Source organism: Butyrivibrio sp. WCD2001, assembly GCF_000424485.1.
Classification (GTDB): Bacteria; Bacillota; Clostridia; order Lachnospirales; family Lachnospiraceae; genus Butyrivibrio.
Window position 1 is genome coordinate 468,236 of sequence record NZ_KE384200.1, and the last position, 26,626, is coordinate 494,861.

At 43.5% G+C, this 26,626-nt stretch carries 25 protein-coding genes and 4 tRNA genes; 24 read left to right on the forward strand and 5 right to left on the reverse strand.

The genetic code is table 11. From position 1 onward, the window contains the following. Positions 1-9 precede the first annotated feature (9 nt). Positions 10-651, reverse strand: coding sequence for an Ig-like domain-containing protein (locus G630_RS24060; RefSeq protein WP_022762903.1), 642 nt, complete (start codon positions 649-651; stop codon positions 10-12). A gap of 231 nt (positions 652-882) precedes the next feature. Between G630_RS24060 and G630_RS0119940 the strand changes: the two genes are divergently transcribed. The 18 genes from G630_RS0119940 to G630_RS25930 all read left to right on the forward strand — a co-directional run bounded on the left by G630_RS0119940 (position 883) and on the right by G630_RS25930 (position 18,683). After that, a complete protein-coding gene (locus tag G630_RS0119940; RefSeq protein ID WP_026499581.1) occupies positions 883-1,392 on the forward strand; it encodes a hypothetical protein in 510 nt (169 codons plus the stop codon). A 339-nt stretch (positions 1,393-1,731) separates the two neighbouring features. Further along, positions 1,732-3,303, forward strand: coding sequence for a hypothetical protein (locus G630_RS0119945; RefSeq protein WP_026499582.1), 1,572 nt, complete (start codon positions 1,732-1,734; stop codon positions 3,301-3,303). 132 nt (positions 3,304-3,435) lie between these two features. After that, positions 3,436-3,915 carry a hypothetical protein gene (locus G630_RS0119950; RefSeq protein ID WP_026499583.1) on the forward strand — a complete coding sequence of 160 codons (480 nt, stop codon included), beginning with the start codon at positions 3,436-3,438 and terminating at the stop codon, positions 3,913-3,915. A gap of 181 nt (positions 3,916-4,096) precedes the next feature. Further along, positions 4,097-5,473, forward strand: a complete 1,377-nt coding sequence (locus G630_RS0119955; protein ID WP_026499584.1) for a TrpB-like pyridoxal phosphate-dependent enzyme — start codon at positions 4,097-4,099, stop codon at positions 5,471-5,473. 392 nt (positions 5,474-5,865) lie between these two features. Beyond that, a tRNA-Pro gene (locus G630_RS0119960) sits at positions 5,866-5,939 on the forward strand. 213 nt (positions 5,940-6,152) lie between these two features. After that, on the forward strand, positions 6,153-7,094 hold the full coding sequence (locus G630_RS0119965) for a CPBP family intramembrane glutamic endopeptidase (RefSeq protein ID WP_026499585.1): 942 nt from the start codon (positions 6,153-6,155) through the stop codon (positions 7,092-7,094). 49 nt (positions 7,095-7,143) lie between these two features. Beyond that, positions 7,144-9,861, forward strand: coding sequence for a translation factor GTPase family protein (locus tag G630_RS23115; RefSeq protein WP_044960065.1), 2,718 nt, complete (start codon positions 7,144-7,146; stop codon positions 9,859-9,861). 25 nt (positions 9,862-9,886) lie between these two features. Then, positions 9,887-11,188: a CAP domain-containing protein gene (locus G630_RS24065; RefSeq protein WP_196805839.1), complete on the forward strand. Its 1,302-nt coding sequence runs from the start codon at positions 9,887-9,889 to the stop codon at positions 11,186-11,188. 89 nt (positions 11,189-11,277) lie between these two features. Next, complete coding sequence (locus G630_RS0119980; RefSeq protein ID WP_026499586.1) at positions 11,278-12,204, forward strand: serine O-acetyltransferase; 927 nt, start codon at positions 11,278-11,280, stop codon at positions 12,202-12,204. 142 nt (positions 12,205-12,346) lie between these two features. Continuing rightward, positions 12,347-13,690: a flagellar hook protein FlgE gene (locus tag G630_RS24070; RefSeq protein ID WP_081668083.1), complete on the forward strand. Its 1,344-nt coding sequence runs from the start codon at positions 12,347-12,349 to the stop codon at positions 13,688-13,690. Positions 13,691-13,972: 282 nt separating this feature from the next. Continuing rightward, complete coding sequence (locus G630_RS0119990) at positions 13,973-14,740, forward strand: adaptor protein MecA (RefSeq protein WP_026499587.1); 768 nt, start codon at positions 13,973-13,975, stop codon at positions 14,738-14,740. Between the two features lies 1 nt (position 14,741). Beyond that, on the forward strand, positions 14,742-15,575 hold the full coding sequence (locus G630_RS0119995; protein WP_026499588.1) for a hypothetical protein: 834 nt from the start codon (positions 14,742-14,744) through the stop codon (positions 15,573-15,575). Positions 15,576-15,632: 57 nt separating this feature from the next. Continuing rightward, positions 15,633-15,962 carry a hypothetical protein gene (locus G630_RS0120000; protein ID WP_022762918.1) on the forward strand — a complete coding sequence of 110 codons (330 nt, stop codon included), beginning with the start codon at positions 15,633-15,635 and terminating at the stop codon, positions 15,960-15,962. 52 nt (positions 15,963-16,014) lie between these two features. Beyond that, positions 16,015-16,098 (forward strand) — tRNA-Leu (locus tag G630_RS0120005). A gap of 92 nt (positions 16,099-16,190) precedes the next feature. Next, a tRNA-Leu gene (locus G630_RS0120010) sits at positions 16,191-16,274 on the forward strand. 421 nt (positions 16,275-16,695) lie between these two features. After that, positions 16,696-17,355: a hypothetical protein gene (locus G630_RS0120015; protein ID WP_026499589.1), complete on the forward strand. Its 660-nt coding sequence runs from the start codon at positions 16,696-16,698 to the stop codon at positions 17,353-17,355. A 28-nt stretch (positions 17,356-17,383) separates the two neighbouring features. Beyond that, positions 17,384-18,220 carry a S66 family peptidase gene (locus G630_RS0120020; protein ID WP_044959948.1) on the forward strand — a complete coding sequence of 279 codons (837 nt, stop codon included), beginning with the start codon at positions 17,384-17,386 and terminating at the stop codon, positions 18,218-18,220. Positions 18,221-18,518: 298 nt separating this feature from the next. Continuing rightward, positions 18,519-18,683: a hypothetical protein gene (locus G630_RS25930; RefSeq protein WP_334291329.1), complete on the forward strand. Its 165-nt coding sequence runs from the start codon at positions 18,519-18,521 to the stop codon at positions 18,681-18,683. Here the strand turns inward: G630_RS25930 and G630_RS0120030 are convergent. The 3 genes from G630_RS0120030 to G630_RS23135 are packed head-to-tail and all read right to left on the reverse strand — an operon-like array spanning position 18,680 to position 21,029. After that, positions 18,680-19,483 carry an ABC transporter permease gene (locus G630_RS0120030; protein ID WP_026499591.1) on the reverse strand — a complete coding sequence of 268 codons (804 nt, stop codon included), beginning with the start codon at positions 19,481-19,483 and terminating at the stop codon, positions 18,680-18,682. The two genes, G630_RS25930 and G630_RS0120030, sit on opposite strands and share 4 nt — an antisense overlap. Before the next feature lie 3 nt (positions 19,484-19,486). Beyond that, positions 19,487-20,278: an ABC transporter permease gene (locus G630_RS0120035; RefSeq protein ID WP_022762924.1), complete on the reverse strand. Its 792-nt coding sequence runs from the start codon at positions 20,276-20,278 to the stop codon at positions 19,487-19,489. Continuing rightward, positions 20,262-21,029 (reverse strand): ABC transporter ATP-binding protein, encoded by a 768-nt coding sequence (locus G630_RS23135; RefSeq protein ID WP_044959949.1) that lies wholly within the window; start codon positions 21,027-21,029, stop codon positions 20,262-20,264. The genes G630_RS0120035 and G630_RS23135 overlap by 17 nt, the downstream gene beginning before the upstream one ends. Positions 21,030-21,192: 163 nt before the next feature. Here G630_RS23135 and G630_RS0120045 point away from each other — a divergent pair, with 163 nt between their 5' ends. The 3 genes from G630_RS0120045 to G630_RS0120055 all read left to right on the forward strand — a co-directional run bounded on the left by G630_RS0120045 (position 21,193) and on the right by G630_RS0120055 (position 23,591). Further along, positions 21,193-22,071 carry a LysR family transcriptional regulator gene (locus G630_RS0120045; RefSeq protein WP_026499592.1) on the forward strand — a complete coding sequence of 293 codons (879 nt, stop codon included), beginning with the start codon at positions 21,193-21,195 and terminating at the stop codon, positions 22,069-22,071. A 182-nt stretch (positions 22,072-22,253) separates the two neighbouring features. Then, on the forward strand, positions 22,254-23,222 hold the full coding sequence (locus G630_RS0120050) for a flavodoxin family protein (RefSeq protein WP_026499593.1): 969 nt from the start codon (positions 22,254-22,256) through the stop codon (positions 23,220-23,222). A 147-nt stretch (positions 23,223-23,369) separates the two neighbouring features. Further along, positions 23,370-23,591, forward strand: coding sequence for a hypothetical protein (locus tag G630_RS0120055; RefSeq protein WP_022762928.1), 222 nt, complete (start codon positions 23,370-23,372; stop codon positions 23,589-23,591). An 81-nt stretch (positions 23,592-23,672) separates the two neighbouring features. On the opposite strand, the gene G630_RS0120060 is transcribed toward G630_RS0120055, so the two are convergent. Beyond that, positions 23,673-25,040 carry an MFS transporter gene (locus G630_RS0120060; protein ID WP_026499594.1) on the reverse strand — a complete coding sequence of 456 codons (1,368 nt, stop codon included), beginning with the start codon at positions 25,038-25,040 and terminating at the stop codon, positions 23,673-23,675. 243 nt (positions 25,041-25,283) lie between these two features. On the opposite strand from G630_RS0120060, the gene G630_RS0120065 reads away from it, so the two are divergent. The 3 genes from G630_RS0120065 to G630_RS0120075 all read left to right on the forward strand — a co-directional run. Next, positions 25,284-25,367: transfer RNA gene (locus G630_RS0120065), tRNA-Leu, on the forward strand. 143 nt (positions 25,368-25,510) lie between these two features. Further along, positions 25,511-26,275 (forward strand): hypothetical protein, encoded by a 765-nt coding sequence (locus G630_RS0120070; protein ID WP_026499595.1) that lies wholly within the window; start codon positions 25,511-25,513, stop codon positions 26,273-26,275. A gap of 115 nt (positions 26,276-26,390) precedes the next feature. Continuing rightward, positions 26,391-26,626 (forward strand): hypothetical protein (locus tag G630_RS0120075; RefSeq protein ID WP_026499596.1); only part of this gene is annotated, 236 nt, incomplete at its 3' end.

Sequence of the window (26,626 nt, forward strand, 5' to 3'; positions counted from 1 at the left end):
CAGTTATTTTTATTCGTATACGATAACCTTGCAGGCAGTTACCTTGCCGTATGCGCGAGCATAAATAATTGTCTCGCCTACGCTCTTAGCTACAACCTTGCCGTTCTCATAAACTGCAACGGACTCATCTTCAACATCCCAGCTAGCCTTGGTTACTTTGTTGTTGGGAGCTGTCTTGCAGGAAAGCTCTTTTGAGAAGCCAACCTTAAGTCTGATCTCGGATTCTGTGAGATAGATGCCGGTAATCTTCTTGTCGTCATCATCATCGTCGTCATCGTCATCATCATCATCCGATTTACTTGTAACCTTAACTGTGATAACAGACTTCTTTGAACCCTTCTTAACAGTGATCTTAGCTGTGCCGGCCTTCTTAGCTGTGATAAGTCCGGTTGCACTTACGCTTGCTACTGAACTCTTGCTTGAAGAATACTTAACAGCCTTCTTGCCTAAAGTCTTGCTGCCCTTCTTTGCAATGATCTGCTTCTTGGTGCCCTTCTTAAGGCTTACTGATTTGTTGCTTCCGAGCTTAACAGTTACGGAAGATGCTGCACTTACATGGTTTACCGGAACACCGGACAATATGATGACAGCTGCCATTATAAGTGCGAGGGGTGAAAAGACAACCCTTCTGATTTTTGAAACTAATTTCATACTAATCTCTCCTTTCCTTTGGAAAATTGTTGCCTCTATATTGTATCACAAATTCGAATATTAATTATCAAAACAAATATTTTTAAATAAAAATTCAAACTTCAGACTCTTTTTATAAACTTTTAAGAAGCCATTAACATTCGCATAAATGTGGCTTTATTTTTGTGTTTTACAATAGGTTTAGGTCTAAAGGACAGACTAATACTAAGGAAAGTCAAAAAGGAGTCTGGTATGAGGAGAATTTTAAGTGGATTACTTGTCCTTACGGCGGTGCTTACTCTTACAGCCTGCGGGGGGATGAACAAGAAAAATATGGATGTCGGAATAACGCTGGATCCCGATCCTGAGATCGGTGAGGATGCTGAGGTGCTATTTTCCTTCAAGAAAGTCGGAAACACCTGGAAAGATCAGAATGTTCCGGAGACTACCTTAGCAGAAGGAGATTTAACCACATTCATTGGCGATGAGAACACACCTCTGGCAGGTATCCCGGATGCCATCTCACCCGATCGCGCCGAAGAAATAATGGAGGTCATCAGAAAGGACCTTGCGGACGATGGCACAATCACCGTAAGCGGTGAGACGTTTATAATCGAAGATCCTGACAGCTATGAGAACATGTGGGAGTTCCTTGATTACCTCTCAGAGAAATACGACGAGGAGGATGAACTTACTGTAGGAGATGAGACAGTAACTCTAAACGAACTCCGCATTATCATTGATATGATGCAGGGACTGTAAAGAAATGAAAATATGCGTTTATAGATGGTCATGTTTGCCTTAAATGTGACCATCTTTTTTTATTGTAAACAATGTAATAGTCATATAAATATAATAATTATAAATTATTGTAATGTGCTCTTATTATATGATTATGATTGGCGAGTTGAAAAGCTATGTCATTACTGAATTTTTCATATAAACGTAATTATAAACATTTTATAAACTTCATAAAATGTCATGAAAATGCATGGTTGAGCGGATTGACTAATTAATTCAAGATGTTAGAATGGAAAATGTCACGAAACCTCGGTTACGAAAAACCGTAAACAAAATTTTTTATGAGTGGAGGTAATTTATATGATGAAACTCTCTAGAATTGGTGCGGCTGCACTCGCGGTTGCACTGTCTGTAACTCTTTGCACCCCTACAACAGCAATAGCTGCAAGTAAGAAAAAGCCTCTCGCTGCTGTGGAATTAGATAAGCAGGGTGATGGATCCGAAGGCGTTGATATTGATAAAAAAGAGTATGTTTTTGATGGAGTAGAAGATGAAACGAATAACATTGATGCGGAGGATGTAGCAAGAATGAAGATGGCTGCACAGGGAGTAGCTGAAGGATGGCTTTCTGATCAGTATTCGCAGCAGTATTTCGAGTATGAGTTTTGGGCACCTGTAATTGAAAATGGTGTTGTTCGAACGAAAGATTATTATTCTAAAGGGAACTTTGAATACAATAGAGCTAATGTTGGCAACTATTCAACAGATGACGGCAAAACATATAGAATAATTGCAACTGTAACTACATACAAGAATAGAACAACAGGCGCTACCGGTGCGAGGGAAAAAGATGTAGTCAATAAGGACATAACGCATACCTTTGCTAAGGGGATAAGGGTTAAGACCGGTGAGATTACTTATTTATCAGTACCGCTGGTAAATGGCGATGTTGGAATTACAAACGTTAAATCTTCCAAGAAAAAGATAGTAAAAGCTGAGCGATTTAATAAGAAGGATACCGTTACAGTATCAAATGACAATATTTCAGTAGAAGTAGATGCTGATGGAACAGAATATTTCTATACAAGTACAGGACAGAAGATTATCCTTGGAAACAATAAGACAGAGGGATATGACAGGACAAAGGTTGCTGAGTACGCATCTCGTACTGATTCAAGTGCAACATGCTGGATTAAGCTTACTCCCAATAAGAGTGGTAAGACAAAGCTCAGCTTCGATATTACGAATTCAACAGGAACAGTTACAGGACATGTTGAGACTACTGTTTATTCAGTAGCTACAACTGATGTATTCAGTAAGGCAACATACGCAGGAAAGTCCCTTCTTACTGATTATAGCAATAGTAAGAATTTGAACTATGGCAGACTTGAAACCGATACAGAGTGGGATGTATCTACAGCAAAGAGTGGAAAGCTTTCCTTTAAGACAACTAAGAACTATGTTATTAAGAAGATTGAAGTAGGCACTTTGTTTGCTGAGACAAATACAGTACAGAAGAATGAGTATCAGGATTACTATTATGAGAGATCCGCAAGTGGTAGCAGAGTACAGAATCATGAAGTTGACTTAAATGGTGACGGTGATACAGTGGATACAATTAATGGTATTACTGAATCAAATGTGAATTTCAAGTACACAACCGTGAAGAATAACAAGAAGATAAAGCTCAGTACAATTGGCTATGACGCAACTTATTCAAATTCTTCTAAGTCACGTGGAAAGGCCAATACAGCTACAGGAAAGACAAATTATTGGGATACAAATGCAGCCGGTAATCCTGTAGAAGAAACAACCACAAATAATGGATACAGCCTTTATGCTCCTACTATTGTAAAGGTTACGGTACTTGACAAACTGAATGATCAATATGCAACATATAACTTTACAATCTATCGCAAGGTTGGCAAGTAATTACAAATAATTATATCGTAGCAGGCTTACAAGCAATTCTTCAAATAAGATATGGTTGTTTCGTGACAAATCACATATATGCATGCTAGATGTAATATGGCTCCGGAGGGAACTCCCCTCCGGAGTCTTTTTTTGCTTGCGCTAATTGCGTGTTTAGCGCTCTCATCAGTTACTACTTATTACATATCTTTAGTCGATGACGGAAGGATAAATTACTTCTTCTACGGAGGCGGGAGAAACAACATTCCCGGAGATAAACTGCATAGCAAATCTGTCTCAGAGTTGGTAAAATATATTATAGAAGGTGAAATCGATTCGGAGCCCGATAACGACCTTGTAAGGCTCGATGAGATTGTTAGTTCCGTTAAGAAGAAATCAGAGGTAACCAGAGCATATATGAAGGAATGGGATAGACAGAGGATTCATGATAAAGAGCTTACAGCGCAAGTGACAGAAAAGGTGAAAAAAGAAACAGCTATTAATGTTATCCAAAATGATCATAGTAAAGGAATGACCGATGATGAGATAGCTCATGATATTTCCGTGATTTTTGGATATTCTGAAGAGGAGATAGATGCTTTGCTTAAGGAGGCATTATCTTTTTCAAAATAATGCGAATATACATTTTGATATGTTGTACTAATAGATTTAGAAGAAAATAAGAAGATTCCGGGAGAATAACATATTCCTTCGGAATCTTTTGGTTTCATAGGAAATTCCACTCTTGACTGTACATCTCCGACTGTGCTTTAATGGTTTAAAGTGTTGAAGAATCGACAAAGGAGAAACAGTCATGAGTAATGAAGCAAAAATCCCTTATAAAATCTATCTTAGTGAGGATGAAATACCGAAGCAGTGGTATAACGTCAGAGCTGATATGAAAAATAAGCCGGCTCCGCTCCTTAATCCCGGAACCCTTAAGCCTATGAGTTTTGATGAGCTTCGCCCGGTATTCTGTGATGAGCTTATAAAGCAGGAGCTTGACGATACTACAGCTTATATCGATATTCCGCAGGAGATCCAGGACTTCTATAAGATGTACAGACCGTCACCCCTGGTTAGGGCTTACTGTCTTGAGAAGGCGCTCGATACACCTGCTAAGATCTACTACAAATTCGAGGGTAACAATACCAGCGGAAGCCACAAGCTCAATTCCGCGATTGTTCAGGCATATTATGCAAAACAGCAGGGCCTTAAGGGCGTGACCACCGAGACCGGCGCAGGTCAGTGGGGAACAGCTCTTTCCATGGCATCTGCATACCTTGGCATCGACTGCAAGGTCTACATGGTAAAAGTATCCTATGAGCAGAAACCCTTCAGACGCGAAGTTATGCGCACCTACGGCGCAAGCGTAACACCTTCACCTTCAATGGATACCGAGATCGGAAGAAAAATAAATGCGGAGCATCCCGGAACCACAGGAAGCCTTGGATGCGCAATTTCAGAGGCTGTAGAGGTAGCGACCAAAACCGAAGGCTACAGATATGTTCTTGGAAGCGTCCTGAACCAGGTGCTCTTACATCAGTCTGTCATCGGCCTTGAGGCAAAAGCTGCCCTTGATAAATACGGCATCAAGCCCGACGTTGTCATCGGCTGTGCAGGAGGCGGATCAAACCTCGGTGGTCTCATCTCACCCTTCATGGGAGAGAAGCTCAGAGGAGAGCAGGACTACAGAATAGTTGCTGTTGAGCCCGCAAGCTGCCCGAGCTTTACAAGAGGAAAATTTGCTTACGATTTCTGCGACACAGGAATGGTATGTCCTCTTGCCAAGATGTACACACTCGGAAGCAACTTCATTCCTTCCGCAAACCACGCCGGTGGACTTCGCTATCACGGCATGAGCCCCGTTTTGTCACAGCTCTATCATGACGGTTACATGGAGGCAATATCCGTAGAGCAGACCTCCGTATTCGAGGCTGCAGAACAGTTTGCAAGAGTTGAAGGTATCCTTCCTGCACCGGAGAGCAGCCATGCTATCAGGGCCGCTATCGATGAGGCTCTTAAGTGCAAGGAAACAGGCGAGGAGAAGACAATTCTTTTCGGCCTTACCGGAACCGGCTATTTCGATATGGTGGCATACCAGAAGTTCAACGACGGCGAGATGTCCGACTACATCCCGACCGACGCAGAGCTTGAGGCAAGTTTTGCAAAGCTGCCTAAGGTAGATTAAAAAGTACATTCCATGCATCAAAGGCTATTTCCACCTTGTAGGAGACTCTACAGGGTGGATTTTTTTGTGTTTTACATGCTATGACACTCATTTAGAGAAAAGCGTAAAATTAATTGACCAATAGTAAAAAATAGAAAAGAATAGAAAAAAATAGAAAAGAATAGTAAAAAAGAGAAAAGAATAGTAAAAAAAGAAAAGAATAGTAAAAAATAGTAAAGAACAATAAAAAATAGTAAAGAACCGTAAATAATAGGAAACCACAAATATGGTGTGATGATTAAAAAAAGGTGACTTGTAATAGTTAATTCCACTTTGTAAGATTAAAAAAATTATAAAAATTAAAAATAGTAGTTGCTTTTCTCCCCGTGACGTGATAAGATACCATTTGTCGCCGGGGTGTAGCGCAGTTGGTTAGCGCGCTATCTTAGGGAGGTAGAGGCCGCGAGTTCGAGTCCCGCCACTCCGACTACTTAAGACTTTGGAAGAGATTCCAAAGTCTTTTTTTTCGCAAGTAGAGTACTACACGATTATCGGATATTTATTCACATCAACAATTTTTTAATCCCTATTCGTTTCTATAAGATAAAATAGGATATGCTATTTCCCAGAATAATTCTTGTAAGTCATTTCCTTATACGTTATTATCTGAACTATGATAAAAGCATTTGGAGGGATGAATATGACAAAACAGCAAGAATCTAAAAATATGGGGATTGTTTTTCTTGTAGTACTTCTTCTTAATATCATAGTTAGCGTTGGCGGAACGTTCATCGCTATGAAGGGTGTTAAAGTGGGAATTTGGGGCTCCGTACTCTGCGAAGCGGCACTTCTTATTCCGGTCCTTGTTTATGTATTTAAAAGTGGTCAGTCTTTTACGGAAGCCATGGGCCTTCATAAGATCAAGATATCGACCGTACTTCTGACAATAGTTTTAAATATCGTTATCACACCGATTTGGGTATTTGCTAATTTCTTTTCACAGCTCTTTGTACCCAACACGGTTGCTCAGAGTGCGAATAGTATGTTATCCGGCTCGGCAGGTTTTGCAATTCTGGTTGTTTCGCTGCTTCCGCCTTTTATTGAAGAGTTTGCTTTCAGAGGACTGCTTTTCGGAACTTACAAAAGAGTGTCTACTATTGTGAAGGCTGCGCTGATTTCCGCGCTTTTCTTCGGACTCATTCATTTGAATTTTAACCAGTTCTGCTATGCGTTTGTGCTTGGAGTTATCTTTGCTTTAGTAAATGTTGCAAGCGGAAGCATTATTACATCCATGATCATGCATTTCCTTATCAACTCCTTTAACATGCTCCTGGTTTATGCCGCAATGCTTGCTGCTAATACGATGGGGCAGGATCTTTCGGCAGTTGCTGAATCGCAGAGACAGAGCATGCTGGTTCCCACCATCGTATTCTTTTTCCTTGCGATAGCTTTTGCATTTGTTGCAAAGATTGTTATGAGGGGAATTGCCAGGAATGAAGGAAATTTAGAGGAGTTTGATTCGATTTTCAAAAAGAACGGTTCCGAGCAGGCTGATAGCGCGCCTGTATTTACGCTTCCGGCTATTATTGCAACAGTAATCGGCGTTGCAGGAGTTATCGGGTTCTCCTATATGATGAACTGATAGCAATAGGAAATACCGCTTATATCAAAACTGTGCTATTATTGTGGTTATGGAAACTACAGGAAAAAAACACTTAAACATTGGAATATATGCCCACGTTGACGCCGGTAAGACTACCCTGTCGGAGGCACTTTTGTACCTCACAGGGGCGGTCAGGAAATCCGGCCGCGTGGATCATGGTGATACCTTTTTTGACTCATACTCTCTGGAGAGATCAAGGGGCATCACCATTTTTTCTAAGCAGGCGGAGCTTGATCTGTCTGAAAATACGCATGTGACGCTTCTCGATACTCCCGGGCATGCCGATTTTGCCCCCGAGACCGAGCGCACCATGAAGGTGCTCGATGCCGCGATTCTTATCATTAGCGGCGCCGATGGCGTAACTTCCCAGGTTCATACACTGTGGAAGCTTCTTTCTCATTACAAAGTTCCAATCTATATTTTTGTAAATAAAATGGACCAGCCTCAGTCTGACAAGGACCGCATCCTCGAAGACATTAAAAAGAGGCTTTCGGACAACGTGGTGGATTTTTCGGAGATGGATTTAGGTAGTGATGCCTTCCAGGAATCCCTCGCTGTCTGCGACGAAGCCCTTCTAAATGCCTATCTGGAAGAAGGTCGAGAAGTCACAGAGGACGACATTCGCAGCCTAATCTTTTCAAGGAAGCTTTTCCCTTGCCTCTTTGGAAGTGCGCTGAAAATGGAGGGCGTTAAGGAACTGATAGCTCTTCTTGACGACTTTGCAAAAGCTCCTGATTATCCGCAGGAATTTGCTGGAAGAGTCTACAAGATTTCTAGAGATACAAACGGCACAAGGCTCACCTGGCTTAAGGTCATGGGCGGAGCTTTTCATGTGCGTGATGTCCTTACCATGCCCGCAGCGGGAGGGGCGAAGGCAGGAGAAACCATCTCAGCCAAAATCGATCAGATTCGCATCTATTCGGGCGAAATGTATGAACTCCTTCAGGAGGCAGAGGCAGGCCGAATTGTGGCCGTAACAGGCCTTGATACGTCCTATGCCGGGCAGGGACTTGGCGCCCTCACAGGAGAAGTGACCGAGGTGCTCTCGCCGATTCTGTCGTCCAGAATCATCCTTCCGGAAGGCGCAGATGCTTTTGCTGCCTACAAACAGCTTCTCGAGTTGTCCGAAGAGGAGCCGCTCTTATCAGTAAAAAAGGATGAAGAAACAGGCGACCTCTCCGTCAGGGTTATGGGCGAAGTTCAGATGGAAATCCTAAAGCACAGATGCATGGAGCGCTTTGGACTTGATATAGATTTTGGCGATGAGAGCATCGTCTATAAGGAGACAATCAAGGCACCTGTCGAGGGTGTTGGACACTTTGAGCCGCTGCGGCACTACGCAGAGGTTCATCTGCTTCTTACACCCGGAGAGCCCGGAAGCGGACTTTCCTTTGACGCTGATTGTCCGGTGGATGATCTTGCGATTAACTGGCAGAACCTCATTTTGTCCCACTTAGAAGAATTCAGGATTCGCGGAGTCCTCACGGGTTCTGAGATCACAGACATGAAAATCACTGTGATCGGCGGAAGATCCCACCTAAAGCACACCGAGGGAGGAGACTTTAGAGAAGCGACCATGCGCGCCGTTAGGCAGGGACTTATGATGGCAGAGAGCATTTTGCTTGAGCCGGTCTATGATTTTACAGCTGAGCTTCCTTCTGAAAACATCGGAAGGCTGCTAAGTGATATTCAGAAAATGAACGGAACGACAAACCCTCCGGAGATGCTTCCCGACGGAACATCAAGTGTTACAGGCTCCGTGCCCGCTTCTGAGCTTTCAGATTATGCTAGAGAGATTATCTCCTATACACATGGCGCGGGTAGAATCAGCCTCTCACTTCGCGGTTTCGAGCCTTGTCACAACGCTGAAGAAGTTATCGCCGAAAAGGACTACGATCCCGAGCGCGATATAGCACAGCCTACAGGCAGCGTTTTTTGCTCACATGGTGCGGGGACCGTTATTCCTTGGAACGAAGTAAGAAACCATATGCATGTCGATACCGGCTGGTCGACAGATGTCGGGAAGAATTCAGTAGAGACAGATCTTACGAGCCTTGGCGATAAGCTGCAGAGCTTTAAATCAGAGGAGATCAGAAGAGAAAAAGAGCTGACCTACGAGGAACGCACCAGGCAGTACAATGCCACAATTCAGGAGCTTGATAATATTTTTGAGCGCACCTATGGCCCCGTTAAGCCGCGCTACGATGCCAAGGCCGACGAAGAGAGAAGGCGAAAGGCTGCAAACAAAGCACCGGAGAAGAAATACTGCGCGCAGAAGGAATTTTCACCGGATGATGCCTACCTTCTCGTCGATGGCTACAATATCATCTATGCAAACGATGAGCTTAGAAGCCTGGCGGAATCAGATATGAAGTCCGCGCGCGATAAGCTGATGGATATTCTCTCGAATTTCCAGGGCTACAGGAGAGAGACGGTGATTTTGGTATTTGATGCCTATAGAGTTCCCGGCGGAACAGAGCACGTGCTTAAATATCACAATCTCGATGTGGTATTCACCAAGGAAGCCGAGACCGCCGATCAGTATATCGAGCGCACAGCTCATGAGTACAGCAAGAAAAATCGCGTGACCGTCGCCACCTCCGATGCCATCGAGCAGGTCATAATCTACGGCGCCGGTGCTATGCGAATGAGTGCTTCCGATTTCTGGTACGAAGTTAAGCGAACCGAGGATGAGATCAGGGGGCTTATAGAAAATCCATCCCCTTCGTTTTATAATGGAAAATAATCATATATACATGAGGGAGTCCGGTATGAAAAACTCAAAACTTTTTACCCACAAGAAAATTCTGTCCATCCTTCTGGCGGCAGCTCTTTTGCTGTCACCTGCTGCTCCGTGTGGCGGAGCACTATCTGTAAGTGCGAAGGAGGAAGTTAAGAAGACCGTAGAGCTCGTAGTTGCAAAGCCGGTTATTACCGATGTCAGCAACGAATACAAGGGCCTTTTGGTGAGCTGGAAACAGGCGGATAATGCTCTGGGCTATTATGTTTTCAGAAGGCAGAAGTCCTCTGCCCCCTGGGAGCTTCAGGCTGATTTGCCGGGGGATACGCTTTCATATCTTGATAAGGATGCGATGAAAGAAGGCGGCATCTACACCTATATGCTTAAGGGCTACAACGGTGAGATTCTTTCAGAGGAATCCGCGCCTAAGACTGCGACAAGGTTCCCGGTTTCCAAGGTCGGAATCAATATAAAGTATGCTCAGAAATCTGCAAGAAACATGCAGAAGATGATAAATGACTTCAGAACAGGTAAGGACACCTGGCTCTGGAATGAGACCAACACCAAGCAGGTTTATACCTATGACCTTAATAAACTTGCCTATGATTATAAGCTTGAAAAAATCGCGATGCTAAGAGCAGCGGAGATTGCGCTTAAGTTCAATCACGAGAGGCCAAACGGCAGGATGTGTTTCAGTGCGCTGGATGAGAGCGACTACAACTATATCTATGCCGGTGAAAATATCGCCTATGGTTACAAGACCGCGAAGGCAGCTTTTGAGGCCTTTCAGGAAGTGAATGAAAAGTACGCAGGTCAGGGCCACCGCAGAAACATGCTAAATCCCAATTACAATGTATGTGCCATCGGTCATGCTAAGGTAAAGGGAGTGCACTACTGGGTACAGCTTTTCGCAAATACAACGGATGATTCCGACTACACCAAGACGGTAAGCACTACCAAGAAAGTCAATATGTATATCTCGACGGACGACCTTTCTTCCTATAAGAAGACGCTTAAATCCCTGGGCGCGAAGATATCGGACTACGCCCCGCAGAAAACGTCCTTTGTGGCTATTGCCGGTTTTAAGGGAAAAGTGGTCATGGCCTATAACAAGGCAATCGGAGCCACCGGCTATGAGATTTACAGGTCCGATAAGAAAAAGAGCGGCTTTAAGAAAGTCGGCACGATTACGAGCCAGCTTAAGCTTGAGTACACTGACAGAAAGGTTTCGCGCAAAAAGAAGTATTACTATTATATAGTTCCTTACAGAGTGGCCCATGACGAAAGAATTTACGGGAAGAAGTCGGAAACAAAAGAAGTAAAGACAAAATGATGGACTAATAATCCTAAATGGGTTATTCTGTTACAAATTATAAATACCGGCAGACGGATTAGGCTGACCGGGGAGAGCAGGTAGGAGAGATGGATATTGGAGAGCGTCAGAATCTGAGAACCGAGATAGAGGGGATTGTAGAGCTTATTCTTGATGACTACAACAAGGGCAGAGATGTTGATCAGATGGACATTTTCAGCCAGCCCGACAGGGACGTGGTCATTGATATTGTGAAAAAGCTGCTGCGTGTCATTTATCCCGGATATTTCAGAGATAAGATTTATAGAAGCTATAACGACTACAACAGGGTTGCGGTTATCATAGAGGATGCGATTTACAATCTGCAGAAGCAGGTGGCAATAGCTTACAGGCACGGCGGTGATTATGAAAATGCGTCCGATGAAACTCTAACCTGTGGAGCAAGATGCATTACGCATGAATTTTTCAAAAAGATTCCGGACATCAGGGCGCTTATAGACACCGATCTGCAGGCGACTTTTGACGGTGATCCCGCAGCGTTTAGCAAGGAGGAGATTATACTGTCCTATCCGGGACTTCTCGCAACTGCGATAAATCGTATGGCTCATGAGCTCTATTTGCTGAAGGTGCCGCTTATTCCGAGAATCATGACAGAGTACGCTCATTCGAAGACCGGAATCGATATTCATCCCGGAGCAACCATCGGCAAGTACTTTATGATAGATCACGGAACAGGCATAGTTATCGGTGAGACAACCATCATCGGTGAGCATGTTAAGGTATATCAGGGTGTCACCATCGGCGCGCTTTCTACAAAGGGTGGACAGGCCCTTAAGGGAGCCAAGAGACATCCCACGATTGAGGACAACGTTACTATCTACGCCGGAGCATCTATCCTTGGCGGTGAGACGGTAATCGGACACGACTCCGTAGTGGGATCCAATGCATTCCTCACATCTTCCGTAGCACCCGGAACCAGGGTCAGCATTAAGAACCAGGAACTTCAGATAAAGAACGGAAGCTCGAAGGATTTCTGATTAAATATGATCAATAAAGTAGCACTGTGAAAGTTGTTTTTTACGGTGCTATTTTTGTTCTAAAGAATTTGCTGCTGCTTACCGAAATAAAAGATGTAGGTATAAGACTGCACTTTTATGTTTACACGAAAGCGGTGAGATTATGATGAGATCATTGTGGTCCGGAGTTGCCGGACTTAAAACACACCAGATTCAGATGGATGTTATCGGTAACAACGTAGCTAACGTAAATACAACATCCTACAAGGCTCAGAAAACCACCTTTGGAGATCTTTTATACCAGAATGCGAGAAGAGCAAACGGTCCTACTCAAGTAAGAGGCGGAACAAACGCCAAGCAGGTAGGTCTTGGTGCGAAATACTCGGCCATTATGACCAACATCGCAAAGCAGGGCTCAATACAGCAGACAGACAGCGTATTTGACCTTAGTATTACCGGCGATTCATTTTTCGTAATTGAAAATCATAAGGGCGAGATGAACTACTCAAGAGACGGCTCCTTCACAGTTGATGCGCAGGGCTATCTCGTAACCAGAGCCGACGGCTACTATGTAAGAGGTATACAGGCAGCTGATGATGCCAAGACAGCGGAGGACCTGGCAGCAGGAGCAACAGACAGACTGCAGATTCTACCTATCGGCGAGGATGGGAACCTTATAAAAATGGACGGCGAAGCTACTTCCTATGCGAGAGTTACAGGAAACATCAGCAGAACCGATGACCTCCTTGATCCCAATAAGGGTAGAACCGTAGACCTCGAGTTCTACGGAGCAGATGGCAAAACTTATACAGTAAGAATGAAATTCGATAATGCGGGTGATGACAACGACTCAACCTATCGCGCAAACATCACGGGCATTATGGATGAAAATCATCAGATGATAGAGGGCGGCGTACCCGAGAATTTGTCGGTAGCCCTTACTTATGATCCTGAAACCGGAAAATTTACCGGTGCTGACGGAAATGCAAACGGACAAATTCAGCTTCAATTTGAAGGCGAAGCGGCAGCAGCAGGCGGGTTCACTCTTGATTTCTCAGGAACAACAAATTATGCACCGCTTAACGGTGCGTCCAGTTCCGCACTTGCAACCTACAGAGGCGACAGAGAAGGAAACGGCGAGGGCTATCCCGAAGGCGATATGAACGGTGTAGCTATCGCAAGAGACGGTACCATCACAAGACTTTACAGCAACGGACAAAACAGAGTTGCAGGAAAAATCGCAGTTGCAGAGTTTGCAAATGTAACAGGTCTTAACAAAGAGGGTGAAAACCTCTACTCCGTAACTGGCAACTCAGGACCTGCACAGCTGATGTGGGTCAACGACGACGGTGGTTACATGACTTCCGGAACATTGGAGATGAGTAACGTCGATCTGTCAACAGAGTTCACCGATATGATCATCACACAGCGTGGCTTCCAGGCCAACAGCCGTGTCATCACCGTATCGGACACCCTCCTGGACGAACTCAGACAACTCAAGAGATAAGGATTGTAATAATACGCCCGCCGGATATCTGGCGGGCTGTTTTATTAATAAGCCTTCCCCTTGGGGGACGAATATGGAAATTTCGTACATCAATTATTTAAATATTCGTTTGGAAATTATGTAATAAAATAGGTGCTTTGAGCCGAAATATGTAGTACAATAAAGGTAGAAGAAGATGAATTTTGCGACAATTAGCACTCGACACTAGACAGTGCTAACATCATGTGATACAATCACTAAACATAGCAATTCATTTTTCAAAGGGAAAGGAGATGAGGCTATATGGTAATCGTTAAAATGAACAATACGACAGTAGAATGCAGTATCGCTGCGTCGGAACTTCGTGAAATCGGCCTCACCCCGGAAGCAATCATGAACGGAGAGAAGAAGACCGTTCCGTTTATGGCGCAGCTGAACAGGGAAGTTGGCGAGCAGCTTGGGTATAATCCCGAAACAGAAGTGCTCATGATGAGCAAGAACATGATGATGGACGGAAGTGTGCGCATTTTTGCAATTAAGATGTCCAACGAGGACATCCAGAAATCCGCAGACAGGATCCGTGGATCGGCAGAGGCTATTTTGAGAGAGATGACTCAGGAGAGGGTCGACTCCATCAAGGCTAAGACCGGTTTTGATAAGGGACAGGCACTCAATGAGATGATCGGACATGTATCAGAGCTCATTGAACAGATATATGATCAGGATGAGGAGCAGGATCCTCAGATTGAAGCGATGGCTAAGCCCATTGTCAACACTGAGAAATATATGGCGAGATTCAAGGACATCAATTCCGCAGCCAGATTCGCGAAGGTATCCTACAGTCTTCCAATCACAGCATCCAAGCTCTACAAGGAAAACGATGAGTACTTCGTAACACTGGTGCTTGAGCCCGACGGAGAGAACGCAGTATATGATCTTCGCAGGTGCGGACTTGAGTACGCCGAGGAGCTTATGATGAACTCACCCGAGCAGACACACGTTGAGGAAACCGCTAAATGCATTATTAAGGAGGACGCACTCCTTCACTTAAAGGACATGCTGGCAAAATAACATGAATGTGACGGTATACGATTTTACGGGAATCTACGAGAACGAGGGCTTTGACTTTTATAAAAAAGAGGGCGCTCGTTCTCTTTTTTGCTCATTAAAAGATATAAGCGGCACCAACTGCATATGCGACGACTACGCTTACAAAGAGATCAGGGAAAAGGTGAAGGCTTTGGATGCATCTTCTTCGCGCGAACCTGTAATAAGCTTTTTTGACAATGGGAATTATCATTATATGTCTAAGCTTCTGATGGATGTCTTGTGTGAAAAATCCGGCATTGAAGGTAGTAACTCTTCGCCTGAATTTGATCTCATCTTTTTTGACCACCATCCCGATATGAAGTGGACTTCCTACGGCGAGGTTTTATCCTGCGGAAGCTGGGTGCTTAATGCGCTTAAGGATAGAAAGGAACTGGGGCAGGTTTTCATAATAGGTGCAGATCCCTCGCTGTGCGCTGAGGTTATGGAGGAGAATCCGGAGCTATTCGGGGATGACGGTGAAAATGCATCAAACCCGCGGCTGACATCCGGGGCAAGAGTGCATTTTCTGAAAAGTGTAAATGAGCTTCCGGACACGGTCTCATCGATGATTTATCTATCGATAGATAAGGATGTACTTGATGAGGACGAGCTTGCAACCAACTGGGATCAGGGGAATATGACAATCTCCGAGCTTGAAAAATCGCTTATTTATTTGAAGGAGCGGTTCGGAAGTGGTATATTGTCAGTAGATGTCTGTGGGGAGAGCCTGTCTGATTCCGCAGATGCTTATTCTGAGCGGGGTATCGAGGCAAGTAACAAAGTTAATTCCATGATTATCAAAATCTTTGCCGAGTAGGAAGTGCTGAGTTTTTTGAATGCGCTTTGGTGCGGCAAGTGGACTAAGGGGATTGGTATGGAAAAGAGAATCAGGGACAGAATTAAACGTATTGAGAAGCTTGATATGGACCTTTTATCGGACGAGGAGATACTCGCTGAGAAAAAGGAGATAACGCTTCTGATTGAGGCAATGCAGCAGGAACTGCTGAGGCGGATTATCATCATCGCAGCAGTGATTGTTTCGATTACAATAGCGGTGGTCGGACTCTTGTCGTATCCTTCCGCACCTATGCTTTTCGTGTGCCTTGCAGGTGTGCTTATTCTAATTGCAGTTCTTATTCAATATACCCAGAAGTATAAGGTTTTCAATGATCTTTACAAGGCAGCGGATATTCTGTTTAAGTGATAAATGCTGTTGACAAAACATCGTCAAATAGCTACAATATCTATTGTCGCTTGCAGGAATGGCGGAATTGGCAGACGCGCACGGTTCAGGTCCGTGTGATAGCAATATCATGAGGGTTCAAGTCCCTTTTCCTGCATTTATAGAAAAAGTTGCTTGACTACAAGAAGCTTTTACTATATTATTGTTCGAGTGGGGTCAAACCACAGAACACAGTTTAATACTTGAAATGCGGAAGTGTCGGAATTGGCAGACGAGCAAGACTAAGGATCTTGTGATGGCTACATCGTGTGGGTTCAAGTCCCATCTTCCGCACGATACAAAAAGGGATTAGCAGAAATGCTAATCCCTTTTTCGTATCGTGCCGAGGAGCCCCTTGAACCCAGGGTTCAAGGTCTCCTCGCAGCATAGCTGCTTCGTCGGTCGGTTCGGTGGGAAAAAGGTCCCCCGGACCTTTTTCTTTATCCACCTCACCCCATCTTCCGCACTTCGAATAATTTAAGCTTCCGCTGCGGAAGAGGGACTCTCACCCGCAGCTTCATTGCAGTGGGATACCTTGATTCCTACTACTTTAACGAAATCAAGGTAAAAAGTCGGCGTATAGAAAAACTAGTGAACATATGTACGAAAAGAGCGAATTGGGATATAATACTATTATTGGAAAGACATATAGCGTATGCATACAAGTTGTCCTAGTATGTCGAGTCTATCACTAAGGCAGGCGAGGGGAAATTATATGAATAAGGAATGGTCAGAACTGAATAAAACGATGCAGCTTCAGCTTAAAAAGCGTGACACCTGGCAGGATGGGGTAGTGACCTTAGAAAAACTGAGGAATCAGCTTCTGGATACGCTTAATGGTTTTAAGAAAAATCTTTCAAGGGAAGAATTTGATGCGATACCGTTTATAAATGCTGATGGATATCACAGCAAGACAATCGGGTATTCAATATGGCACATTTTTCGTATAGAAGATATAGTTGCGCATACACTTATTGCTGATGATGAGCAGGTATTCTTCAAGGGGAATTATCAGCAAAGGGTCAAGTCACCCATCATCACTACGGGAAATGAACTTATAAAAGAGCATATAGCAGAATTTTCCGGGCAACTTGATTTGGATGAATTGTATGCTTATGTAATGGATGTAAAGAAAAGTACGGAGGGAATAGTAAGAGGACTTTCCTACGATGATCTAAAGCTCAAGATTTCGGATGACAGAAAAGAGCGCCTGAAATCGCTAAATGTTGTCAGCACTTCTGAAGAGGCATATTGGCTAATTGATTACTGGTGCGGAAAAGATGTTAGAGGATTGATACAGATGCCTTTCTCCAGACATTGGATTATGCATATCGAGGCTTGCATGAGAATAAAGAATAAAATTCATCCGGAATAAATTATCATTTCATGAAATGGGAGAAGATATGATGAAAGTTGGCTTATCAGCCTGTTCAGACGGGCATATAAAGGAATGGGAATATCAGGTAGATGAACTGGTTCAGGTCTTGAAAGGCTTTGGCATCGAAGCCCTTCTTGCCCCGCACATAAAGGCTAAAGTAGATGATTTTAGTGGGACAGATGAGGAAAGAGCCGCTGATCTTATGCGCCTTTACGAGGATGATTCTATCGAGGCGATATATGATATCTCCGGTGGTGATCTCGCAAACGGTGTTCTAAAATATCTGGACTTTGATGTAATAGCAAGGGCAGATAAGACGTTTTGGGGTTACAGCGATTTGACCACGATAATAAACGCGATTTATACAATGACAGGAAAACCTTCGGTTCTTTATCAGGTAAAGAACATGGTATACTCCGAGGCAGAACTGCAGAGAAAGAGATATGCAGATTATCTGGAAGGGAATAAGTCGCCATTGTTTGATCTAAAGTATGATTTTCTTCAGGGAGATCACATGGAAGGAATAGTGGTTGGAGGCAACATCAGATGTTTCACCAAACTTGCGGGAACGAAGTACTGGCCTGACATGGAAGGGAAAATCCTTCTGCTTGAGTCCCTGGGTGGAGGCTCGGGACAGATGGCAACACTGTTTGCGCAGCTTGAGCAAATCGGAGTTTTTGATAAGGTTAGTGGAGTGCTTCTTGGGACATTTACCAATTATGAAAAAGCTGATTTGGAACTGACAATCTATGACCTTCTTAAAATGCACATTTCAGATGCATTACCTGTCGCTGCCACAAGAGAAATCGGACACGGACATGATTCAAAAGCCATTGTGATTGGAGAGAAACTGGAACTATGAGTATAGAATTGAAACCTGTAGAACGGGATGATGTTGAAACACTCTGGAAGATGCAGGTTGAGGCATTTTCAGGACTACTGGAGAAATATCATGATTATGATATGAGTCCTGCTGCTGAGAGCATGGATAAGGTAGTGGCCAGGTTTGAGCAGCCGTGGACTACATATTTTTTCATTATGGCAGATGGTGAAAAGGCTGGTGCTGTTCGCGTCATAGATAAAAGGATGGCAGTAGAAAGCGTATATCGCCTATCTGGATTATGCCGGAGCATAGGAATAAAGGATATGCTCAGCAGGCAATGCTGGAAGTGGAGAAGATATACGGATCAGAAAACTGGTGCCTGGACACTATATTACAGGAAAAGGGAAATCTTCATCTTTACGAGAAGATGGGGTATCATCAGACCGGAAAAATAGATAAGATCAACGATCGCATGGACATTGTATTCTACGAGAAAGATTAAGCCCCTGCACTGTTATAATGTTTAAGACCATAGTTCCATAGCAGATAAGCCGCTACGCCAGCAATCAGTGCCACAAAAGGTGACAAATAAGCATATTCCGGATGAGCCAGACTTTTTCCCAGAAGGTGCCCGACAGGGTAATATCCTGTAAATGCGTATGGGACTACGAAAGTAAGCAGGAATCCGATTCCTTTACCGTAAATGGTAATCGGATAATCAGTATAGTTTTTTAGCCCATAATTGTTGTTGGTGAGGAGAGATACTATCTCCTCACTTTTTATTGTCCAAAAACTGATGGTACCGGTAAATATTGTAATCGCAGAGAATATCACAAATGAAGAAAGCATGTTTACGGCATAAAACATAAGCGAACCCGCTGTCCACTCAATAGAAAGCGATCGCATGCTGTAGATCCAGAAAATCACAGACAAAACAAGGCGCGGGATAAAAGTATACTGAAACTGCTGCAGCACCATATACAGCATCGGGCCGATGGGCCTTGTAAGATACAGGTCAAATTTGCCGGTGCGGATGAGCTCTCCCATATCCTTCATGGGACTCCAGAAAAAGAAACAGCTAAGGCTGTAGGTGAGCCAGCTGGTGGTGAACATGAAAAGGACTTCATTCTGAGTCCATCCCGCAATGTTACCAAAGTTATGGAATATAACCAGAAATCCTGCGAAATAGATTCCAATCTGAATCGTATTTGCAATGAGCTCAAAGACCAGAGAAAAATGGTAAGCCAGTTTTCCCTTCATATATATAATTACGAAATGTCTGTACATTTTTAGCAGATACATGACTTATCCTCCCTGAACTACAAGTTTATTCTTTCCCACTATCCAGCAGACTTCGGATAATAAAAACAAGGCAGCCATCCATATCAGTTGAACGCAGAGGTTTTCACAGATATTTTCAAAGGACATCGGCGTAGTGATGATGGTAACCGGTATTGCATATATTGCGCGAAACGGGAGAAATGCATTTATAGCCGCAAGGAATTCCGGGAACATCGCAGCCGGTATCCACGAACCGGAGAGCAGTTTGTAAATTGCCGCAAGCAGCATGTTAAGCGGCCAGGTCACAATCAGCCAGAACGCCATCAGACCTATTATCAGGGAATATAAAAACTGAATCATATACGCCAGAAGGATGGATATGATTCCATATAAAAGTTGTTCTTCGCAGAATAGTTTTCCGTGATAAAAGACGGAGATTACAATCCCAAGCGGAAGCGTATATATCACAATTCTTGCAAGGCTTGTACCGATATGCTTTGCAAAGATCATGAGCTTATAGTCAATCGGTCTTATAAGCTGATTTGCTACATCGCCCGACTGAATCTGGCCATTGATCCAGGCTATGACATCACATTCCATAAATGTGGAGATCAGGGTGGCTACAATGATATACCTGATGGTCTCATCCCGGCTAAGCGGGATGCTCCTTCCCGCGTTCGATGAAAACAGCGCATTCCACAATGAAAACTGCATGTAAAGGTATACGATTTTAGAAAGAAAATTCGCCCATACAGAATTTAAGTACGCAGTATGTTCTTTTATTCCAATCATTGCAAGGTCAGCATATTTTCGCATTTTTTTCTTCTCCCGCAAGGTAGATCCTTTTTATAATCTCTTCAAGATCGGTGGTCCTGTATATAGTCTTTAATTGTGGAAGCGTTCCATCATATATAAGAGATCCCTTATCGATAATGATCATCTTTTCGCATAATGACTCGATATCCGAAACATCATGCGTGGTCAGAATGATGGTGGTGTGCCGCTCTTCATTTATTCTTTTTATAAACTGCCTGATTCGTTCTTTCGAGAGTACGTCTATTCCAATGGTGGGCTCATCCAAAAACAGAATATCCGGATTATAGATAAGTGACGCTGCTAGGTCTGCCTTCATCCGCTGCCCGAGACTTAAGAGCCTTGGAGGCTGTCCGATAAATTCATCAAGTCCGAGGATTTCTGAAAATTTATCCATATTCTCTCTGAAAACGACATCGGGAACGCGGTACATATCCTTAAAAAGCTTTAGAGAATCTATGACAGGAATATCCCAGCACAGAACGCTTTTCTGACCAAAGACCACGCCGGTTTTCATCATGATTTGCTTCCTATTCTTTTTGAAATTCAGACCATCTATCGAAATAGAACCATTATCGGGGGAGAGGATTCCTGTCATCATTTTTATGGTGGTGGATTTTCCTGCTCCGTTAGGGCCGATGAATCCGACGATTTCTCCTTTTGGAATGGAAAAAGAGATATTGTCTACGGCAATCTTTTTCTGATGCTTCTTCATTTTATATATTTTGGTAAGGTCATTTACTTCAATACTCATATCCCTGTTACCTCCGGTTTAGCTGCTTCCATAAAACATTTGACGATATCGATGACTTGATTTTGAATCTCCTTAAATGTAAAATATCATTAAACAACCCATCAGTAAAATTGAAATAACAGATTATAATCATCAAATAAATTGATATTAAGAAGAGGTCGATATGAATAACACACAGCTTGAAACCTTTTTGAAAATTGTTGAAACAGGGAGCTTTACAGCCACAGCCAATATTCTGGGGTACGCTCAGTCAACTGTGACGACGCAGATTAAGCTGTTGGAGGAAGAGTTTGGATGCCTTCTTTTTGAAAGGCTTGGGAAGACGCTTGTCCTTACTACGGAAGGAGAAAAGCTCATATCCTATGCGGAGCAGATGTTGCAGCTTCAGAGGCAGATGCTCCTGGAGGTTTCGGCCGCGGAGATTCCATCGGGGATAATAAAGCTCGGCGTGTCGGAGTCACTGTGCTACAGGAATTTTCCGGAAAAACTGATGGAGTATAAGAAGAAATATCCCGGCATGGATATACGGATTCAGTTCATAGATCATGATACTTTTCCTGCGCTTCTTAAGAGCGGAGCGCTCGATGTGGTCTACACCCTGAATCCATTGATAGAGAATTCTGAGCTTAAAATGGTTTGTAAAAAGAAGGAGTCCCTTAGCTTTTTTGCAAACCCTTCCCATCCGATCGCAAAAATGAAGAAGGTAAAAGAAAAGGATCTGGAAAATGTTCCTCTTTTACTGACATCCCACACCTGCAGTTTCAGGCGTATGCTTCTTGAGGATTTCAGGGAGCAGGGAGTGACGCCTAAGATTGAACTTGAAACGAGCAGCAAGGAGATTCTAAAAGCTTTTGCCATAAACGGACTTGGAATTGCCTTTATGCCGGCCATGACGGCCACCATGGAGGTAAAGGAAAAGAAACTTAAGAAGATCGACTGGGCAGGCGCAGATTTTCCGATTTATTCACAGATATTTGTTCATAAGGATAAACACCGGAACCCGGCAATAGATGAGTTGATAGGGCTGATTATGAAAAGTTAATGCAATAACCCCTTGCGAATGGTTGCACGATATGGTGCAGCCATTTTTCATATGCAAGAGAAGACAAAGAATAAGAAACAGTGAAAAAGAGCGCGGGCAATAAAAAATGTAAATTAGTAACGTAACATGGACAAATTGAGAATTATTTGTCGTAACAGAAATTTTGGGAAATGGTGGAAGTTATGAACAAAAAAGTTTTGGGGCTTTCGTTCGGAAGAAAGCTCAGCAACACGGATATTATGGTAAAAACAGCGCTAATGGAGTGCGAGAAAGAGGGCTGCGAGGTCAAATTTTTCAGAGTTGACGAGATGGATATCAAGCCCTGCACAGGCTGCATTTCATGCGTTGTAGGAATGACTACGGGACGCGGAAAAGGCGGCTGCCCGCTTCAGGATGATTTTCATATTCTTGACGAAGCTATTATGGAGTGCGACGCAGTGATCATAGGAACACCTACTTATGAGTGCTCGCCCACAGGCCGCTTTAAGACGGTTTGCGACAGACTTGGTCCTTCACACGACATCACCTTCCGTAAGGCGACTTACGATGAGGGAAAAGCTGCCGGCAAGAGTGAAGATGAGCTTCCGGATGCAAGAAGCTTTAAGAAGAGAGTTGGCGCATTCATTTCTGTAGGCGGAGCAATGACCAAGAACTGGCTTGCATTCACGCTTCCTACGATGTACCAGATGACAATGTCTATGGGAATCGATGTGATCGATGCACACGAATATTTTGGCGCAATGGCTTGCGAGCATGTTCTCGGAAACGAACCCGAGATGGAGAGATCAAGACAGATGGGTAAAAACATCCTCGAAGCTCTCAAGGCTCAGGATGAAAATGATGAAGTTAAGCGCATGAAGTGGTGCGGAGACGAGCAGGGAATCTGCCCGGTTTGCCACATGAATATGCTTACTGTTTCACCTGACAGAAAGGCGATAGAGTGCCCTGTATGCGGCATAAGAGGAACTTTCAAGCTTGGAGAGGATGGTGCTCTTGATGTCAGCTTCTCAGAGGAAGAGCAGAACAGATCAAGACTTCGCTGGGCAGGTAAGCTCGAACACTCCACAGAGATTAAGACTCAGGCAGTTCCGCCCGGACAGATACCGAATCTTAAGGAGCTCAAACAGCCATACATCGGCTACGCAGAGTGAATCTGCCTTCCCCCGCTGGGGGAAGGTGCCCGAAGGGCGGATGAGGGGGCTCAAAACATTGTTTATAAAATTTTTATAAATGGCTCACAAATAGGAAACATTTTAACGGTATGATTGTCACAGACTTGCTAAAGGAGATGTCGTGACATGAAAATTAACGATACGTACATAGCAGAATTTGTTGGGAACTATACGAGAAGAAAGGGCTATCCGCCGACTGTGGAAGAACTGGTGGAGGTATTTGGGTTTGTTATGGTTACAAAATCCTTGTACTACATTATCAGCCTTTATCGTATAGGTATGATAAGGAATAGTCTGTATTTCGGAACAAAGGATTTACAGCTCCTTCCTCTCAAGGCTGAGAACTAAGAAAACTAAATATAGGGATAATAAAAAGCTGCCGCGAGGTGAATACCCCGGGCAGCTTTACTTTTGTTATTAAATAACTCTTTAGATTTCGTCGCTTCCTTTAAGCTCTCTGATTTTTCCAAGTATCATTTTTTCATTAAAGGTAAAGAAGATGCAGGCGCCGATAAAGCATGTTACGAATGCAATTGCGGCGGTGGTGCGGTAGCTCCCCTTTGTCTGTGAAACAGTTACAGAGGTGAAGGTTACCATGGCGATAGCCTGACCCATCTTGAAGGCGAAGGTTCTTGCAGCAAAGAACATCCCGCTTCTGTCTTCGCCGGTCTCGAGTCTTGTAAGCTCAGCTACATCTGCAACGCAGGCCTGAGGGAGAATTCCGAGAATTGCCATTGGAATAGCTGCTGTAACGGCAATTATGAAGCCCCAGTGAAGTCCCTTTCCACATATGGTTGTGATGGCAAATACGCAGCAGTAAGCGAAGAAACCGGTGATGATGAGGTTCTTCTTACCAATCTTCTTCGCAAGAACGTTGATGATGGGATAGAGCAGTACGCTGATTGCTGTCATTGTAGCTGTCAGTACGAAGGTCCAGGTGTCCTCAATTTCCATAAGCTGTGTCTCATAAAATGCAAGACCGGTCTGGAAAAGTGTGAGCGCGAAGAAGTAGATCACATCGCTGTATACAAAGCGTCTGAACTGTCCGTTTGAAAAGGTCTTGGCAAGGGACTGGAAGGGCTTTGTATCACTGGGCTTGGAATCGATGTAGTCACGCTCATTTATGTAAAATGCGGGAATAAGCATTGCAAGGCATGCGATAGTGGCCATGATTGCTACCGAAAGTCTTATGGAACCCTGCTGACCTGCTGCCCCCTCAAGCGCACCTGCCAGATTCGGAAGAAGGAAAGAGATACTCTGGCCAAGGATGAACGTGAATGATATAAAGGTAGAAACGTTAATCCTATGCTGCTGAGTGTCACCAAGCTCCGCAATCAGTGCGTTATAGGGTGTGCAGAACATAGTCATGAAAAGATAGAATACCATCAGAAGAATGAAGAGTATTGTATCATTCAGGGTGATGTTCTGGGTTTGCGGAAGAACGAAAAGCCCGATAGTGCAAAGCGAAAAAGGCACTGCCATCGCGCGCATGAAGGGGATTCTGCGGCCTCCCTTGTAATTACTTCTGTCGGACCATCCTGCGATGAGCGGATCTGTTACAGCGTCGAATATTCTGCCGGCTGCAAGAACGAGACCGAAGAGAGTAAGTTTAAAAAGTATGGGTGACTGGGTGATTTCGGAAGCAAAAAGACCCGTGTTAGGGTTCTGCTCACTCGGAGCACCGGTGTAGTAGTACACCATCCAGTTGGAAACGACTCCGGAGAGGAGACTCCATCCGAACTGTCCCATAGCGAAAATCCAGAGTAATTTGTTTGTAATTGGCTTTAATTGTTTCATTTGTTTTGAATCCTTTCAAAGAAATAGTGCGAAACTATTATAGCGCGTTCAGTGTCCGAATGACAATTATCAGTAGTATCTAAGCTGAATGGGAAGTTTTTGTTGAAAATGAACATATCTAAATATAGATCAAATATAATCATATTAACGATTTATTAAAAAAAGGTGTTGACTTATTTTTCAGATTTGATATTATATAAAAGCTGTCGCTGATAAACAAGCGGCAGCGAAAATAATATAGATGCGGAAGTGTCGGAATTGGCAGACGAGCAAGACTAAGGATCTTGTGATGGCTACATCGTGAGGGTTCAAGTCCCTTCTTCCGCACTAATAACCGGATAGCGAATGCTATCCGGTTTTTTAGTGCGGAAGAGGGACTTGAACCCGCCGCTGAAGAGGAAAGCTATGAGCATATCATTGAAATGAATTATAATAAAAAGATAGATGATTTTTGAGGGAGGAGGTTATACATGAACTATTTTGTTGAAGGATTACAGGGGAGTGGAAAGAGTACGCTTGTTAGGAGGCTTTCCGAAAAATATCCGGATTATTCGGCTGTATGTGAAGGGGATTATTCGCCTGTGGAGCTTGCATGGTGTGCCTATGTGGACAAGGAGACTTACATCGCTATTCTTGAAAAGTACAATGACATCCGCAGTGAAATAGAAGAGAAGAGCTTTGCGGAAGATGACCACATGATCATCTGCTATACGAAGATTCTTACAGACATTCCGGGCTTTCATAAAGATCTGGAGAAGTATGAAATATATAATGGAAGGGTGGATTTCGAAAGCTTTAAAGAGATTGTTCTGAGAAGGCTTCAAAATTGGGATAGTGATAAAAATATCCTTGAGTGTTCTATTTTCCAAAACATTGTTGAGGATATGATACTGTTTCGGAAAAAGAGCGATCAGGAGATTATTGATTTTTACAGGGAAGTGAAAGAAGCTCTTGCCGGAAAGGAATATCAGATAATGTATCTTCAGACTGACGACATAGCATCAAATATTGATGTCATAAGAAAAGAAAGGTCCGACGACAAGGGCAATGAGATGTGGTTCCCGTTGATGACCTGGTATTTCGACAATTCGCCCTATGCAAAAGAAAATGGGCTGTCAGGTACTGAGGCTTTACTTGATCATTTCAGGCACAGGCAGGAACTGGAAATCAGGATCTGCAAGGAAGTGTTTGACGGGCATTATACGATTCTGAAGTCAAAAGATTATAGTATTTGAGATGGAAAAATGGTGCTGATAACACTCGGCATCTAAACTGATACCCAGATGATGGACTTCAACATGACAGTTGAAATACCCATTGTCTGGGTATTTTTTTATTGGAGGCTTTGCTATGAGTATATTCAGGGAAATGAATATCGAAAAATTAAAAAATAATACAGTTGTCGAGGAAGTTACCCGGAATACTATTCATTTTACTTTTGCGTTTAAAGTGAAAATGTTTGAGAAGTGGAAAACCAAACCAGTTCCAGAATGCCTTAAAGAAGTGTTAGAAAAGGTTGGGATTTTGGAAGAAGACCTTTCTCAATACACAATCAAAGATTTAGCCAGAGGTTTCTATTTGGGAGG